Annotated in this window: 15 protein-coding genes; 9 read left to right on the top strand and 6 right to left on the bottom strand. The window is 58.9% G+C overall.

Features of this window, described 5'->3' with window-relative positions:
• Nucleotides 1-3: 3 nt before the first annotated feature.
• Nucleotides 4-456 carry a hypothetical protein gene (locus LWH94_RS06845; RefSeq protein WP_022987946.1) on the bottom strand — a complete coding sequence of 151 codons (453 nt, stop codon included), beginning with the start codon at nucleotides 454-456 and terminating at the stop codon, nucleotides 4-6.
• Nucleotides 456-2,138 (bottom strand): L,D-transpeptidase family protein, encoded by a 1,683-nt coding sequence (locus LWH94_RS06840; RefSeq protein WP_232901648.1) that lies wholly within the window; start codon nucleotides 2,136-2,138, stop codon nucleotides 456-458. Before LWH94_RS06840 ends, LWH94_RS06845 begins: the two co-directional genes overlap by 1 nt.
• Before the next feature lie 74 nt (nucleotides 2,139-2,212).
• Here LWH94_RS06840 and LWH94_RS06835 point away from each other — a divergent pair, with 74 nt between their 5' ends.
• From LWH94_RS06835 to LWH94_RS06825, 3 genes are all read left to right on the top strand, one after another.
• Nucleotides 2,213-2,989, top strand: coding sequence for a TSUP family transporter (locus LWH94_RS06835; RefSeq protein ID WP_232901647.1), 777 nt, complete (start codon nucleotides 2,213-2,215; stop codon nucleotides 2,987-2,989).
• A gap of 44 nt (nucleotides 2,990-3,033) precedes the next feature.
• Nucleotides 3,034-3,693 carry a protein-L-isoaspartate(D-aspartate) O-methyltransferase gene (locus LWH94_RS06830; RefSeq protein ID WP_232901646.1) on the top strand — a complete coding sequence of 220 codons (660 nt, stop codon included), beginning with the start codon at nucleotides 3,034-3,036 and terminating at the stop codon, nucleotides 3,691-3,693.
• A gap of 245 nt (nucleotides 3,694-3,938) precedes the next feature.
• Nucleotides 3,939-5,621, top strand: a complete 1,683-nt coding sequence (locus LWH94_RS06825; protein ID WP_232901645.1) for an AMP-binding protein — start codon at nucleotides 3,939-3,941, stop codon at nucleotides 5,619-5,621.
• A 71-nt stretch (nucleotides 5,622-5,692) separates the two neighbouring features.
• Here LWH94_RS06825 and LWH94_RS06820 read toward each other — a convergent pair whose 3' ends face one another.
• On the bottom strand, nucleotides 5,693-5,887 hold the full coding sequence (locus tag LWH94_RS06820) for a hypothetical protein (RefSeq protein WP_022987951.1): 195 nt from the start codon (nucleotides 5,885-5,887) through the stop codon (nucleotides 5,693-5,695).
• A 118-nt stretch (nucleotides 5,888-6,005) separates the two neighbouring features.
• Here LWH94_RS06820 and LWH94_RS06815 point away from each other — a divergent pair, with 118 nt between their 5' ends.
• Entirely contained in the window at nucleotides 6,006-6,905 is a 900-nt protein-coding gene (locus LWH94_RS06815) for a LysR family transcriptional regulator (protein ID WP_036218924.1), read from the top strand.
• A 2-nt stretch (nucleotides 6,906-6,907) separates the two neighbouring features.
• On the opposite strand, the gene LWH94_RS06810 is transcribed toward LWH94_RS06815, so the two are convergent.
• Nucleotides 6,908-7,627 (bottom strand): transglycosylase SLT domain-containing protein, encoded by a 720-nt coding sequence (locus LWH94_RS06810; protein ID WP_232901644.1) that lies wholly within the window; start codon nucleotides 7,625-7,627, stop codon nucleotides 6,908-6,910.
• 99 nt (nucleotides 7,628-7,726) lie between these two features.
• Here LWH94_RS06810 and LWH94_RS06805 point away from each other — a divergent pair, with 99 nt between their 5' ends.
• On the top strand, nucleotides 7,727-8,548 hold the full coding sequence (locus LWH94_RS06805) for a DUF2059 domain-containing protein (RefSeq protein ID WP_232901643.1): 822 nt from the start codon (nucleotides 7,727-7,729) through the stop codon (nucleotides 8,546-8,548).
• A 60-nt stretch (nucleotides 8,549-8,608) separates the two neighbouring features.
• Here LWH94_RS06805 and LWH94_RS06800 read toward each other — a convergent pair whose 3' ends face one another.
• The gene (locus LWH94_RS06800; protein ID WP_022987955.1) at nucleotides 8,609-8,887 is read right to left on the bottom strand and encodes a peptidylprolyl isomerase; all 279 of its coding nucleotides are present in this window, start codon (nucleotides 8,885-8,887) and stop codon (nucleotides 8,609-8,611) included.
• 194 nt (nucleotides 8,888-9,081) lie between these two features.
• Here LWH94_RS06800 and LWH94_RS06795 point away from each other — a divergent pair, with 194 nt between their 5' ends.
• The 4 genes from LWH94_RS06795 to LWH94_RS06780 all read left to right on the top strand — a co-directional run bounded on the left by LWH94_RS06795 (nucleotide 9,082) and on the right by LWH94_RS06780 (nucleotide 12,449).
• Nucleotides 9,082-10,668, top strand: a complete 1,587-nt coding sequence (locus tag LWH94_RS06795; protein ID WP_232901642.1) for an ABC-F family ATPase — start codon at nucleotides 9,082-9,084, stop codon at nucleotides 10,666-10,668.
• A gap of 179 nt (nucleotides 10,669-10,847) precedes the next feature.
• A complete protein-coding gene (locus LWH94_RS06790) occupies nucleotides 10,848-11,411 on the top strand; it encodes a DUF1415 domain-containing protein (protein ID WP_022987957.1) in 564 nt (187 codons plus the stop codon).
• Nucleotides 11,411-12,148 carry an AzlC family ABC transporter permease gene (locus LWH94_RS06785; protein ID WP_022987958.1) on the top strand — a complete coding sequence of 246 codons (738 nt, stop codon included), beginning with the start codon at nucleotides 11,411-11,413 and terminating at the stop codon, nucleotides 12,146-12,148. The genes LWH94_RS06790 and LWH94_RS06785 overlap by 1 nt, the downstream gene beginning before the upstream one ends.
• Entirely contained in the window at nucleotides 12,138-12,449 is a 312-nt protein-coding gene (locus LWH94_RS06780; protein ID WP_022987959.1) for an AzlD family protein, read from the top strand. Before LWH94_RS06785 ends, LWH94_RS06780 begins: the two co-directional genes overlap by 11 nt.
• A 33-nt stretch (nucleotides 12,450-12,482) precedes the next feature.
• On the opposite strand, the gene LWH94_RS06775 is transcribed toward LWH94_RS06780, so the two are convergent.
• A complete protein-coding gene (locus LWH94_RS06775) occupies nucleotides 12,483-13,646 on the bottom strand; it encodes a GNAT family N-acetyltransferase (protein WP_232901641.1) in 1,164 nt (387 codons plus the stop codon).
• Nucleotides 13,647-13,672: the final 26 nt, after the last annotated feature.

Here is a 13,672-nt window from a genome sequence, read left to right as displayed (position 1 = left end):
TGTTCAGTCGGTTTTTCGGGTGGGGTAAACAGACCGTGACAGGGTGGGCTCGCAACCGATCACCTGCCGTGCCTGTTTGTGGGCGTGAAGGTACCAGCGCTGGCCGCCATTGGTAAAGGTATTGCTGGCAACCGGGAAATCCCGGGTTTGCACGGTGCTGGGTATCGGGGTGCCATCGGCATGGCGGTACACGCAGGAGGTTCCGATGGTCATGGCCTGCCGCACGGGCAGGGTAATAAAGCCGTCATCACTGACTTGCGGGGGCTCGTCGTTGATGCTGATAACCTTCAGGCAGGGGCCGAAGTGGATGCGGTTCTGGTCGCCCACTTTTTCTTCAAGGCAATGATGGGCCTTCAGCAATACCGCGTCATCGGCAATATCGCCTTTTGGCCCGGGAAGGCTCTGGCAAGCTGCCAGGGCCGCACTTAGCAGCAGTGTGACGGCTGCGCGTTTCATCAATGGCTCCTTGGTGTCAGTTGCAGGTTGCCTTGCCAGTCGGAACGAAGGGCCTGCAGTAACTGGCGGTCGCGCCCGTAGATATCCTCCCGGAACTGGTAGGTTCCGGCGCGATCAACCCAGACGGTCCAGTACTGCAGGTGAACCGGCACCGGGTTCCGGAGGATGGCGTTGATCGGCTCGCTCGATTGCAGGGCTTCCTGAATGGCCCGATGGTCCCAGTCGCTGTTGCCCTCGAGCAACTTATTCGCCAGCTCAAACGGCCGCTCCACCCGGATGCAGCCGGAACTCAGGGTACGATCCATTCGGCTGAACAGGTATTGGCCCGGGGTGTCGTGCAGGTACACATCATACTGGTTCGGGAACATGAATTTCACCTGGCCGACGGCGTTCTGCGGTCCGGGCTGCTGCACCAGTTGATAGGGGAAGTTGTTTTTGGTCAGGCTATCCCAGTCGATGGTAGCGGGATCAATCTCGACACGGTTGGCGCCCCAGCCTTGATATACCTTGAAGCCGAGCCGGTCCAGGTAGCCGGGATCTCGGCGGATCACTGGCAGCTGGTCTTCGATCATCAGCCGGCGCGGAACCGTCCAGGTGGGGTTGAAGACCAGGTAGCGGATACGGTCACTGAACACCGGTGTCTGCCGGTAGGGTTGGCCGACGATCACCCGCTGGCGCATGGTTTCCTGGCCGTTTTCCACCATGATCAGCTCATAACCGGCAATGTTTACCAAGATGTAGGTATCGCCCAGCGAATCCGGCAGCCAGCGCCATCGCTCCAGGTTGGCGTCGATCTGTTGTAGCCGTTCCAGGGGCATCTGGTTGATGGCCGCCAGGGTTTTACGGCCGATGATGCCGTCGGGATCCAGTCCGTGGCGGGCCTGGAAGGCTGGAATCACGGCGAGCAGGTCATCACTGTACAGCTGGTCGGCAAAGCCGGTATCGAATGCTTCTGAGCTGTCGTTGTCCCGGGCTGGCAGGTCGCCGAGCAGCCTCAGCCGCTCACGGACCTCAATCATTCTGGAGTCTGTATCCCCGGGCCGGATGGCCGGGCCGGAGTCGATCACCGGCCAGGGCTGCCCTAAAAGGTCAGAGACTTCTTTGCGGAGCGCCACCAGTTTGCGGTAGGCCGGCGCTTCCGGTTTCAGGCCTTGCAGGGTTTTGTCGATGCTGTGGTCCAGTATGGCGGCCGCCAGTACTTCATGCATTTTCCTTTGCTGTTCGGAAGGTTGCCAGCGGGCGGAGCGGGTTTCCTGGTCAAGCTTGCCATCATGCAGGTGTGTGGCAAGCAGCAGGAAGGCGTCAGACAATACCAGGTCGAGATCAGCCTGCAGGTCCTCACCATTGTGGTCCAGCGGCTGCGACGCAAAGTCCGCCAGGCTGTCGTAATGGTAGTCGCCAGGGTTCAGGCCTTCATTGGAGACTTCGCGGATGGCTTGCAGCAGTTCCTCCCGTGCCGGGAAAGAGCGCCATGCCGGTTCGTAGTTTCGGGCTTCATAGAACTGCACGAGCGCGTCCCGGGAGTGCAGGTGAGCGCCAAGAACCACCACCGGCTCACCGGCCTGCAAGGCCTCGACCCGGTTGATAATACTATCGTCGCTGTGGGAATTTCCGGCCAGCGCCAGTAACATCAAACCCAACAGACAGCTCTGCCAGAATCTGCGACGGTTGGCATCCTGCATCTGTCTCCCCTCCGTGTCATCATTAGCTTTTAGCCCAGCCGTTCTAACCTGCATGCCGGAGCCCGCTTTTACCCATGTCTGACCTGACTGTAGTTCAGTATATCCTGATTGCATTGATCTTTGTCTGGAGCGGGTTTGTCCGGTCAGGGCTGGGTTTCGGTGGTGCCGTGTTGTCCCTGCCGTTCCTTTTACTGGTTCTTGATGAACCTTTGGTGTTTTTGCCGTTGATTTCGATACACCTGCTGGTGTTCTCCTCCCTCACCATCTGGCTCAACAACCGGAAAGGCGCGAAGGACCGGCAGGCCGGTGGCACGGGCACCGTAGACTGGCGTTATCTGGGGCGCCTGCTGGCGATCATGATTGTGCCCAAACTGATCGGGGTATTCGGGCTGATTACCCTGCCGGGCTATGTGATGAGCTCGATCATTTTCGTGATTGTTGCGTTGTATTCACTGTCATACATTGCCAACCGTCCGTTCCGCAGTGGCAGCAAGACGGTCGATACCATTTTCCTGATGCTGGGGGGCTACATCAGTGGCACTTCACTGATTGGTGCTCCGCTGATTATCGCGGTGGCGGCGCAGCACCTACCCAAGGAGAAGCTCAGGGATACCTTGTTTGCCCTGTGGTTTATCCTGGTACTGATCAAGCTGTCGGCATTTATCTGGGCGGGTGTCGACCTGCAACTCATTCATCATTTGTGGCTGCTGCCGGCGGCGGCCGTGGGACATGTGATCGGGCTCTATGTGCACGGCCGCATGCTCCAGGCCGAAGGTTCGTTGTTTTTCCGGGTGCTGGGTGTAGTGCTGCTGGTGGTCAGCACCATCGGGATGGTTTCTGTCTGGAGTTAGGCGTAATCTGTCAGGAAGGCATCTAATTCAGGGAGGATAACGCGATGAACGCGACCGATCCCGACTTTGCAGCCCTGCGTCGCGCCATGGTGAAGTTACAGATTGCCGGGCGGGGCATTCATGATGGCCGGGTACTGGAAGCCATGGCCAGGGTACCGAGGGAAGTTTTCGTTCCTGCCCACCTCGCAGACGAAGCCTGCGAAGACCATCCGCTGCCTATTGGCCACGGCCAAACCATTTCACAACCCTACATTGTGGCCTTGATGGCCGAAGCTCTGGAGCTCACCGGGCGGGAGCGGGTGCTGGATATCGGCACGGGCTCCGGGTACGCCGCAGCCGTGCTGGCCAGCCTGGCGCTTGAAGTGTATTCCATAGAGCGAATCCCGGAACTGGCAGACCTTGCCCGGCGAAACCTTGATGCAGCCGGATTTTCCCAGGTTCATGTGATGTGCGGTGATGGCACGCTGGGCTGGCCGGAAGCCGCGCCCTTTGATGGCATCTGCGTAGCCGCAGGGGCTCCGGTGGTTCCCGACTCTCTCAAACAACAACTGACCATTGGCGGCCGGTTGGTTATACCGGTGGGGCCTGAGCATTCTGTGCAGCAGTTGACAGTACTCACCCGCCGTTCAGAGCATGATTACCAGCAGGAAAACTTTGGTGATGTACGGTTTGTGCCCCTGCTGGGTGAGGAAGGCTGGCCCTGAGGGCGCTTCAGGTACCCAGCATTCCCGCGTAGGCTGTGTAGAAAAATGCGCAGGAACCGAGCAGGATCAGGCCCCAGGCTGGAGCGGTCATGGCAGAACGTGTCGGCTTGTTCATAGCTACCTCCCTTGGCAATGCTATTTATACGCTGACGTTTTCACTGTAGACCATGATTGACAAATGTCACAAACTAAATTGTTCAGATAACGACCAGACAACATGACTATAACAACAATAAGGAGCCGTTATGGCTATCGATCCGCAGAAACCCACCTCGCTGCACAGCCTGTTCTACTGGGCAGAGAAACATCCTGACAACGTTTACCTGACCCAGCCATACCCCGATGGCCGGGTAGAAGACATTACCTGGGCGCAGGCGGCGGATCAGGTGCGGCGGATGGCCGGTTACCTGAACGGGCTGGACTTACCTCAGCCCAGCAATATCGCCATCCTTGGAAAAAACAGTGCCCACTGGATTCTGGCGGACCTGGCCATATGGGCGGCCGGCCATGTAAGCGTGCCCCTGTACCCGACGCTTAACGGTGAAACCGCGGCCTATGTGCTGGAACACAGCGAGGCGAAGTTGCTGTTCCTGGGTAAGCTGGACGGCACAGCGGATGGCTGGAATGACATCAAGGGCCACATTCCTCCGGATCTGCCGATTGTTTCGTTGCCCATGTCGCCCAGGAACGACACGCCAACCTGGCAGGACATCGTTGCCAGTCAGTCGCCTGCCGAGCCCAGGCTGCCGAACCCGGATGACCTGGCGACCATTGTCTACACGTCCGGCAGTACCGGCCGGCCCAAGGGCGTGATGCACAGCTTCCGTACCATGATTTCGGTGGCAGACGGCCTGCAGCAGTTGTTCCCGGTGTCCTCTTCCGAGCGCATGTTGTCCTACCTGCCGCTGGCCCACGTGGCGGAGCGGGCAGCCGTAGAAACCCAGTCCCTGTATTACGGCTTCCATCTTTACTTTGCCAACTCGCTGGACACCTTCCAGGAAGACCTGCAGCGGGCGCGTCCTACGCTGTTTTTCTCGGTGCCTCGCCTGTGGATGAAGTTCTACCTGGGGGTGAATGCCAAGCTGCCCCCGAAGAAGCAGAAGCTGCTGTTCAGTATTCCGGTGATCAGCTCCCTGGTAAGAAAGAAAGTATTGAAGCAACTGGGGCTGGACCATTGCCGGGCGGCCCTGACCGGCGCAGCACCACTCTCGGCCGAGATTATTGGCTGGTACCGGAACCTGGGGCTGGAGTTGCTGGAGGTTTATGGCATGTCTGAAAACTTCGGCTATTCCCACGCCAACCGGCCCGGGCAGGCAAGGGTTGGCAGCGTGGGTATGGCCAACCCGGGCGTTGAACACCGGATTGGCGATGGCGGCGAGGTTCAGGTGAAAAGTCCCGGGCAGATGGTGGGTTACTTCAAGAATGAGGAGAAAACCCGGGAAGATATTACCGAAGACGGCTTCCTGAAAACCGGTGATATGGGCGAAATCGACGAGCAGGGCTATCTGCGAATCACCGGCCGGGTGAAAGACCTGTTCAAAACCTCCAAGGGTAAGTACGTGGTGCCGGTGCCGATCGAAAACCGGTTTAACCACCCGAAAGCGGAGGTTGTGTGCGTGGCCGGTGCCAATCAGCCGCAACCCTGCCTGATGGTTTTGCTATCAGAAGAAGCGCGTGATGAGCTGGATCGGGGGGCGGATTGCAGCGAACTGGAGCAGGAGCTTGCCCGGGAGCTGGAAGCGGTGAACGCCGACTGCGAATCCCACGAGAAGGTTGCCTTTGTGGTGGTGGTCCGGGAGCCCTGGACTATGGAGAACGGGATGCTCACACCCACCATGAAGATCAAGCGCAACGTGATCGAAGATTACTACAACCGCAAGATGGACGAGTGGTTTGCCCGGAATGCCAAGGTGATCTGGGAGTTCTGAACGTTCTTCGAGGCAAACAAAAACCCCGGCATGGAATCCATGCCGGGGTTTTTTGATTCAGGCTGCCGGGCTTATACGCCGCCCTGTACCTGGGGCATATCCTGGGCTGCGGCAACTGCTTTGCGGTTGGCAATGCGCAGTTTGCGGCCGATAAACTGCATCACCTGTTTTGTCGCGGCGCGGGTATACTGGCGGCGCATCTCCACTCCATTGTGGAGGATGCTTGATGGCTGCGGGCGAACGCTCGCGGTGTACTTCTGAATCATGGCGCCTTCCTCCTTCATCGGGTGGCTGGAATCGTTAACTTGCAAACAATTCTAGGGGTTCTTATTTGCAGTTTGAATACGGTAAACTCCGTACTCACGTTGCAAATATGCAGTAACTATGGACTGGGATTATCTTCGATATATACGGGCTCTGGCAATAGCCGGAACCTTCGCAAAAGCCGGTGAATTGCTGGGTGTTCACCAAACCACTGTTTTACGGCGACTTGACCAGATGGAAGAGTCCCTGGGGGTTCAGTTTTTCGAGCGCAACCGGGACGGATTGCAGCTGACACCAGTCGGGGAAATGGCCTTTCGGGAAGCGGAAAGGCTGGCAACCGATATGGAAAACCTCGAACGCAAACTGGTGGGCCAGGACGGTGCGCCTGTGGGCAAGGTCCGGATTGCCGCTGAAGACGCCATGATGAACGAGCTGCTCAGCCCGATCCTGGCGGAACTGGTGCGGGAGTATCCGGACATCGAACTGGAAGTGCTCACCGACAACGATGTTGCCAACCTGAGCCACCGGGAAGCCGACCTGACGCTTCGCCCGGAAAATAAACCCCAGGCTACCCTCGAAGGCGAGCGTATTGCCGCGATTGATTCGGCGGTTTATGGCGCTGCGAAATACTGCCGGCGCAATCGCGATATGGACATCGAAAACCAGCCGGAAGCCTGCACCTGGATTCTTCCGGATGAGTCTTTCAGCCACCTGGCAACGGGCCGGTGGTACCGCAAGCATCTCAAGAACGTAAACTCGGTCATTCGCTGCAACAGCCTGCAGGCGATGGCCGCTCTGGCCAGGGCCGGCGCCGGGCTGGCGGTTCTGCCTTGCTACCTTGGCGAGCCGGCAAAGGAATTACGCCGGCTGTCAGACCCCCTGGACGGTGAAAGTGTCGACCTCTGGTTGCACGTCAACCAGGACACCCAGCAAATGGCCCGGGTGCGGATTGTGATGGAGTTTCTGGCCGAACGCCTGCAGGCACTGGAGTCTGCCGTCGAGTTCAGCGCAACTCTCTGAGCTCAACCTTCAGCCGAACAGAAGGGCCAGAACTGATACCACCGCCAGCACTGGAACTCGGCTTCGCAGGTTTGCAGCTGGTTGTGGTACCGAAAGGCCCGGTTCTGAACCCTCTGCGCGAGGGACTTGATGGCTGGTTTCTGGGCAAAGGATCGCCGGGCATAGCCGCCGCGGCCCTCGTGGTAGGCAAGATACAGCTGCGCGGGCGCGGTCAGGGCAATGCCCAGGTGCCGGTGGCTCAGCTGGTTGTACCAGCCCACGAAATCCAGCGCATATTCCATATCGGTGCGAACGGTTCGCCAGCTGCCGTCTGTGGCAATCAGGTATTCACCCCAGGCCGGGTCCAGGGCTTGGGCATAGCCCAGCGCGGTGGTGGGTCGTTTCCTCGGAATCAGCCCCCAGAGCCGGGTGCGGGGAGGGCGGGCGTGGCTGCGAAAGGATGATTCGTAATAGACAAACGCCAGCTGGGTAGCCACAGGCGTGCCCCATTTCTCCTGTGAGGCCCGGGCGTAGTCATACCAAGCGGTATGTTCGCGGAAGATCTCGCAGATGTTGTCCGTGTTGGCCGGCGGGTCGGGCGCCAGCAGGCTGAAACGCAGCGTTGCCCAGATGCCGATGACCAGGCCGAGCAGGGGCAGGCCATACCAGCTCACCCGTGAGCGCCACACATTAAAACGCTTGTTGCGGTTTTTTCGGGGTTTTCTGGTCTTTTTCCGGCTCATCCCTACCAAACTGTCATCTCCGAAGCCCCACGGACACTTGCCCGGGCGCCTGTTGCCGTGTCATAAACAGGGCGATTCGATCATCAGGATAATAGAGAAATGCGACTGAACTCCCTAGTTAAACCTCTTTTAATCACCGGCTTTATGCTTGCGGGCACGGCCCAGGCTGCGCCTGATGCCAGGGAGGTTCTGGAAGCATCTCCGGTAGATGACATTGTGGCCCAGTACCCGGAGATGATGAGCCGGGGTATTCAGGACGGCCTGAAACAGAGTGGCCAGGTGCCGCCCATGGTGGCAGACAGCATCGGGTTTCTGGTCAGCAACAGTTTTCGTGCAGCCGATATAGAGCAAAGGATTGTCGCCAACCTGGAAGCTGCCCTGACACCGGAGCAGTTGGAAGAGGTGCACAGCTGGTACCAGACACCGGTGGCCGGCAAGATCGCCGAGGCGGAAATCGCCGCGTCCGCACCGGCAGCCTGGCCGGAGATTCGCAGCCGGGCGGAAGATCTGAACAAACGCTACCAGGGTACGGCCCGGGAAAAGCTGTTTGATCGCTTCGATGCGGCGTCACGGGCCACCGAGAGTGCAGTGGATACCACCATCGCCGTTCAGCTCGGGTTGGGCACCGCCATGGCGGCCCTGAGCCGGGATTCGGTGCACCACGAAAAAATGCGCGAACGGCTGGAAAGCCAGCGCCCGGCTTTGCGGGGGATGGTGGGCCAGCAAGTCTACGACGGCTATCTGTTCACCTATCGCGACATCAGCAACCAGGAAATGAATCTGTATCTGGATTTTCTTGAAAGCGAGGCGGGCAGGAGTTTCACCCGGGTGGTCACAAACAGTGTTCAGCAAGCCGTCATCGAACCGGTTGAAAGCATCGGAGCAAGGCTGGCGGCGTTTGGGAACTTCGGCGGGGAGTAGGGCGTTTACGTTTTAACCGGAACAGTGCCGCCTGCGCGATGCACAGGCGGCCGGCAAACCTTAGCTGCGGGAAGTCACTTCCAGCAGGTGGTAGCCAAACTGGGTCTTGATGGGGCCGATCACGGTGTTCAGATCGCTGCTGAACACGGCCTTGTCAAACTCGGGAACCATCTGGCCCGGGCCGAAAGAACCCAGGTCGCCGCCATTGCGGCCAGACGGGCAGGATGAATGCTGCTTCGCGACTTCCGCGAAATCCTGGCCACCTTCGATGGCTTTTTTCAGTTCTTCACACTTGGCTTCGCTGTCTACCAGAATGTGGCGTGCAGTTGCTTGTGCCATGATCAATATCCTGTAGTTGGATGACGGGTGTATGGACGGAAACGTCTGACACGAATGCTGCCCGCACCGGCCGCCAGAGGCAAGCGCTTTTTGTCGGTGTTTCTGCGGTCTCACAGTCTGCCTTGCAAACCTGTACAATGCGCGGTTTCTCTTCGCCGGCGTTGTCCCGGCCCTTACGTTTGCAGGTTCTTTTCTTGATCTCCACCGCCAATCTCACCATGCAGTTCGGGGCCAAGCCCCTGTTTGAAAATGTTTCTGCCAAGTTCGGCAACGGCAACCGTTACGGTCTGATCGGTGCCAACGGCTGCGGCAAGTCCACCCTGATGAAGATTCTGGGTGGCGACCTGGAGCCCTCGGCCGGGCAGGTCATGCTGGAGCCGAACATCCGCCTGGGTAAGCTGCGCCAGGATCAGTTCGCCTACGAGGATTGCACGGTGATGGACACCGTGATCATGGGGCACGAAGAACTGTGGAATGTGAAGAAAGAAAGGGACCGCATCTATTCCCTGTCGGAAATGAGCGAAGAAGACGGCATGGCCGTGGCGGACCTGGAAGTGGAGTTCGCCGAAATGGACGGCTACACCGCCGAATCCCGCGCCGGCGAACTGCTGCTGGGCCTGGATATTCCTCTGGAGCAGCATGAAGGGCCCATGAGCGCCCTGGCTCCGGGCTGGAAACTTCGCGTGCTGCTGGCCCAGGCCCTGTTCTCTGACCCGGACGTACTGCTGCTGGACGAGCCCACCAACCACCTGGATATCAACACCATCCGCTGGCTGGAAAACATTCTGGTGGCCCGCAACAGCACCATGATCATCATCTCCCACGACCGCCACTTCCTGAACAGTGTCTGTACCCACATGGCGGACCTGGACTACGGTGAGCTGCGACTTTTCCCGGGCAACTACGACGAATACATGACCGCCGCCACCCAGGCCCGCGAGCGCATGCTGTCAGATAACGCCAAGAAGAAGGCCCAGATTGCCGAACTGCAGCAGTTTGTCAGCCGCTTCTCGGCCAACGCTTCCAAGGCCAAGCAGGCCACCTCCCGTGCCCGCCAGATCGACAAGATCCAGCTGGAAGAGGTGAAGCCGTCAAGCCGGGTGAGCCCGTTTATCCGCTTCGAGCAGGGCAAGAAACTGCACCGCCAGGCGGTCACCCTGGTAGGCCTGACCAAGGGCTTCGACGAAGGCCCGCTGTTCAAGAACCTGGATTTGCAGATCGAAGCCGGCGAGCGTGTGGCCATCATCGGCCCCAACGGTATCGGTAAAACCACTTTGCTGCAGTGTCTGGCTGGCGCCTATGAGCCGGATGCCGGCGAGGTGAAGTGGACCGACAGTGCGGAGGTAGGCTACTTCGCCCAGGACCATACCGCCGACTTTGCCCGTGACGACACCCTGACCGACTGGATGGCCCAGTGGACCACCGGTGGTGAGCAGCTGGTGCGCGGTACTCTGGGGCGGATGCTGTTTTCCGGGGATGATATCGGTAAGTCGGTGAAGGTGATTTCCGGTGGTGAGCAGGGGCGGATGCTGTTTGGTAAGCTGATTCTGCAGAAGCCGAATGTGATGCTGATGGATGAGCCGACGAATCACCTGGATATGGAGTCCATCGAGGCGTTGAACCTGGCGCTGGAGAATTATCCGGGGACGATGATTTTTGTCAGCCACGACCGGGAGTTTGTTTCTTCGCTGGCGACGCGGATCATCGAGTTGAAGGCGGATGGCATTACCGACTTCAGTGGCAGTTATGATGATTATCTTCGGAGTCAGGGTTACGTTTAAGTATTAAACATGGGGTGCCGGCACGGGTGTGGGTTGGGCCTTCCAAAACACGCTCCTTCGGCACATCCATGTGACGCTTGAGCTCCGCCATCCATGGCTCCGCACAGTTTTGGAAGGCCCAACCCAAACCCGCGCTCTGACTTCGGAGCTGTATTCAGAAACACGTAAAGGCAACTATTTTGAATGAATCTCAGGTTATTAACGCTACTCGCAAGTGGGTCGAAGATGTAGTCGTTGGCTACAACCTGTGCCCCTTCGCCAAGCGGGAGCTGGTCAAGAACCGGGTTCGGTTTACGGTGACAAACGCCACAAACGAAGACGACCTTCTGCAGGCCCTGCATGGTGAATTGCAGCGTCTGGAAGACGAACCGGAGGTTGAGACAACACTGTTGATTCATCCGGACGTGCTGCAGGATTTCTACGCCTACAACGAGTTTCTGGACGCGGCTGATGCGTTGCTGGCCTATCTGGAGCTTGAGGGTGTTTACCAGATCGCCAGTTTCCACCCGGATTACCAGTTTGCTGAAACCGAGCCGGGGGCTGCGGAGAACTACACCAACCGGTCTCCGTATCCTATGCTGCACTTGCTGCGGGAAGCGAGTCTGGAGGCGGCGATTGATGGTTATCCGAATGTGGACGGGATTCCTGATCGGAATATCGCACTGATGAATGAGCTCGGTGCGGAGAAGATGCGGGCGGTTCTGGCGGGTTGTTTTGATAGCCGAGGAGGGAGTCAGGACTGATGTCTGGCGCGCACTATTCCTACCAGTTTCAGGCGAGCAGGGTGCGGGCGGAGTTTTTCCGGCTGCTGCCCATTTCGTTGTTTGTGGTGGCGTTTGGTGCAGCTTTCGGCCTGGCGTCTACCCAGGAGGGGTTGTCGCCGCTTGAATCGATTCTGATGAGCGCCACGGTGTTTGCCGGGGCTTCGCAGTTTGGTGCGCTGGATTTGTGGGGCACGGAGGTGTCTGTGCTGCCGATGATGGTGGTGGTGTTTGCCATCAACTCCCGCCACCTTTTGATGGGCGCTTCGCTGTATCCGATGTTGAAGCAGGTGCCGCCCGGGCGACGGTACGGTCTGATGCTGCTACTGACGGATGCCAACTGGGCGGCCTGCGCCCAGGACTATCAGAACGGTCGACACAATCTGGAGGTGATTGTGGGCGGCGGTCTGGTGCTATGGCTGGCGTGGGTTTTGGGTACCGCGCTGGGGGTGTATTTCGGTGGCCTTATGCAGAACCCGGAGGCATTCGGGCTGGATATGGTGCTGGGATGTTTCTTGCTGACGATGGCATTGGGCGGCCGGAAATCACCCCGGGTTCTGGTGGCCTGGCTGGTGGCGGCGGTCAGTGCGCTGGCGGCCTGGAAATGGCTGCCGCCGAACATGCATGTGGTGGTCGGAGCGCTGGCTGGCGGCTTGATCGGGTTGTTCTGGCTGGAGCCCAAGGCAGGTTCAGGCAAGGAGGTGGCGAGTGACCATTGAAACCACCTCCGCCGGCGTACTGGCGCTGATTGCCATTATGACAGTGGTTACCCTGGTCACCCGCTTCGGCGGTGTGTTCCTGATGTCGTTCGTGCGCATCAATCCCCGGGTCGAGAGTTTTATCAACACCATGGCTAGCTCGGTGTTGATCGCCATCATTGTGCCTATGGCGGTAGACGGTGATCTCGGGGCCCTGGCTGCGTTGGTGGCCACCGGGATAACCATGCTGGCCACCCGTAAACCCTTGCCTTCGATTACCGTCGGTCTGCTGGCTGCGGCCCTGGTGCGTTATCTGGGTTAGAGCGCGCGAGCCCAGTTTCAGAGTCGTGGTACCTCAGGTTTGTTCGTTGCGGTAGGGCAGCAGGGTTTGTGATTCGGCGAAGTAGGCCTGTACGTGTTCGGATTCCTCGCTACAGAAATCAGCGATAGCCTCCCGGAAACCCGGGTGCAGAATGCCATGCCAGGAGTGGGTGATCACCGGCTCGAAGCCCCGCACCAGTTTGTGTTCGCCCTGGGCTCCGGCGTCGAAGTGCTGGAGCCCCAGCTTCAGGGCAAGTTCGATGCCCTGGTAGTAGCAGGTTTCAAAGTGCAGATGATCATACTCTTCCAGGCAGCCCCAGTAGCGGCCGTAGAGGGTGGTTTCACCGGCCAGGAACAAGGCGCCGGCAATCATCTCGCCATGGCGCACGGCCATGATGATGTGCAGGTGCTCCGGCAGGTGTTCCCGCAGCAGTTCGAAAAAGGCCTGGTTCAGGTAGGGTGCCTGGCCTCTTTTCAGGTATGTGGCCTGGTAGAACACAAAGAATGCCGACAGCACCTGGTCGGAGATGTCCCGGCCGTGGAAGGTGTGAAAGGTAATCTCCTGATCCGCCACTTGCCGGCGTTCCTTGCGGATGGATTTGCGCTTGCGGGAAGTCAGTGCCGCCAGAAAGTCTTCAAAGTTCTGGTAACCACGGTTGTGCCAGTGGAACTGGCAGCCGGTGCGGTGCAGTTCCTGGTCGTGGCCAAGCAGGGCCTGGTCCGGCGCATCCGGAAACAGCAGGTGCCAGGAATGGGCGCCCAGCTGCTGGGTCAGATTGCCCAGTAACTGATCGAGCAGGGCGGGCGTAAGTTGCGCCCGTAACGAAGCATCCAGCAATAACCTTGGCCCCTGTGACGGGGTAAACGGAATGGCGATCAGCAGCTTCGGGTAATAGGGCAGCTGGTAACGCTGGTAGGCTTCGGCCCAGCTCCAGTCGAACACGTATTCGCCCCTGGAGTGGTTTTTCAGGTAGGCCGGGGCCAGACCGCAGATCTTGCCTTGCATGCGAAAAACCAGGTGGCAGGGTGTCCACCCGGTTTCGGTACGGGTACAGCCGGAATCTTCCAGCGCCTGAAAGAATTCGTAGCGCAGGAAAGGATTGTTGCGCCCGGCCAGCCGTTGCCAGTCGTCACGGGGAATGTCCGTGATGCTGGCGCAGGTGGTCAGGGTGATGTCAGGTGAGACGGGTTCTGCCATGGTTTCGGGCAAGCTCTGTTAACTTT

Origin of the sequence: Marinobacter sp. G11 (assembly GCF_021282325.1) — a bacterium.
GTDB classification, from domain to species: domain Bacteria; phylum Pseudomonadota; class Gammaproteobacteria; order Pseudomonadales; family Oleiphilaceae; genus Marinobacter; species Marinobacter vinifirmus.
Note: the sequence above shows the minus strand (reverse complement) of the source record. Positions and strands in the feature narration are given on the sequence as shown.

What these genes read in the sequence shown, in the direction of transcription:
- LWH94_RS06845 (WP_022987946.1), bottom strand. Translation starts at nt 456, where the DNA reads ATGAAACGCGCAGCCGTCACACTGCTGCTAAGTGCGGCCCTGGCAGCT.
- LWH94_RS06840 (WP_232901648.1), bottom strand. Translation starts at nt 2,138, where the DNA reads ATGCAGGATGCCAACCGTCGCAGATTCTGGCAGAGCTGTCTGTTGGGT.
- LWH94_RS06835 (WP_232901647.1), top strand. Translation starts at nt 2,213, where the DNA reads ATGTCTGACCTGACTGTAGTTCAGTATATCCTGATTGCATTGATCTTT.
- LWH94_RS06830 (WP_232901646.1), top strand. Translation starts at nt 3,034, where the DNA reads ATGAACGCGACCGATCCCGACTTTGCAGCCCTGCGTCGCGCCATGGTG.
- LWH94_RS06825 (WP_232901645.1), top strand. Translation starts at nt 3,939, where the DNA reads ATGGCTATCGATCCGCAGAAACCCACCTCGCTGCACAGCCTGTTCTAC.
- LWH94_RS06820 (WP_022987951.1), bottom strand. Translation starts at nt 5,887, where the DNA reads ATGATTCAGAAGTACACCGCGAGCGTTCGCCCGCAGCCATCAAGCATC.
- LWH94_RS06815 (WP_036218924.1), top strand. Translation starts at nt 6,006, where the DNA reads ATGGACTGGGATTATCTTCGATATATACGGGCTCTGGCAATAGCCGGA.
- LWH94_RS06810 (WP_232901644.1), bottom strand. Translation starts at nt 7,627, where the DNA reads ATGAGCCGGAAAAAGACCAGAAAACCCCGAAAAAACCGCAACAAGCGT.
- LWH94_RS06805 (WP_232901643.1), top strand. Translation starts at nt 7,727, where the DNA reads ATGCGACTGAACTCCCTAGTTAAACCTCTTTTAATCACCGGCTTTATG.
- LWH94_RS06800 (WP_022987955.1), bottom strand. Translation starts at nt 8,887, where the DNA reads ATGGCACAAGCAACTGCACGCCACATTCTGGTAGACAGCGAAGCCAAG.
- LWH94_RS06785 (WP_022987958.1), top strand. Translation starts at nt 11,411, where the DNA reads ATGTCTGGCGCGCACTATTCCTACCAGTTTCAGGCGAGCAGGGTGCGG.
- LWH94_RS06775 (WP_232901641.1), bottom strand. Translation starts at nt 13,646, where the DNA reads ATGGCAGAACCCGTCTCACCTGACATCACCCTGACCACCTGCGCCAGC.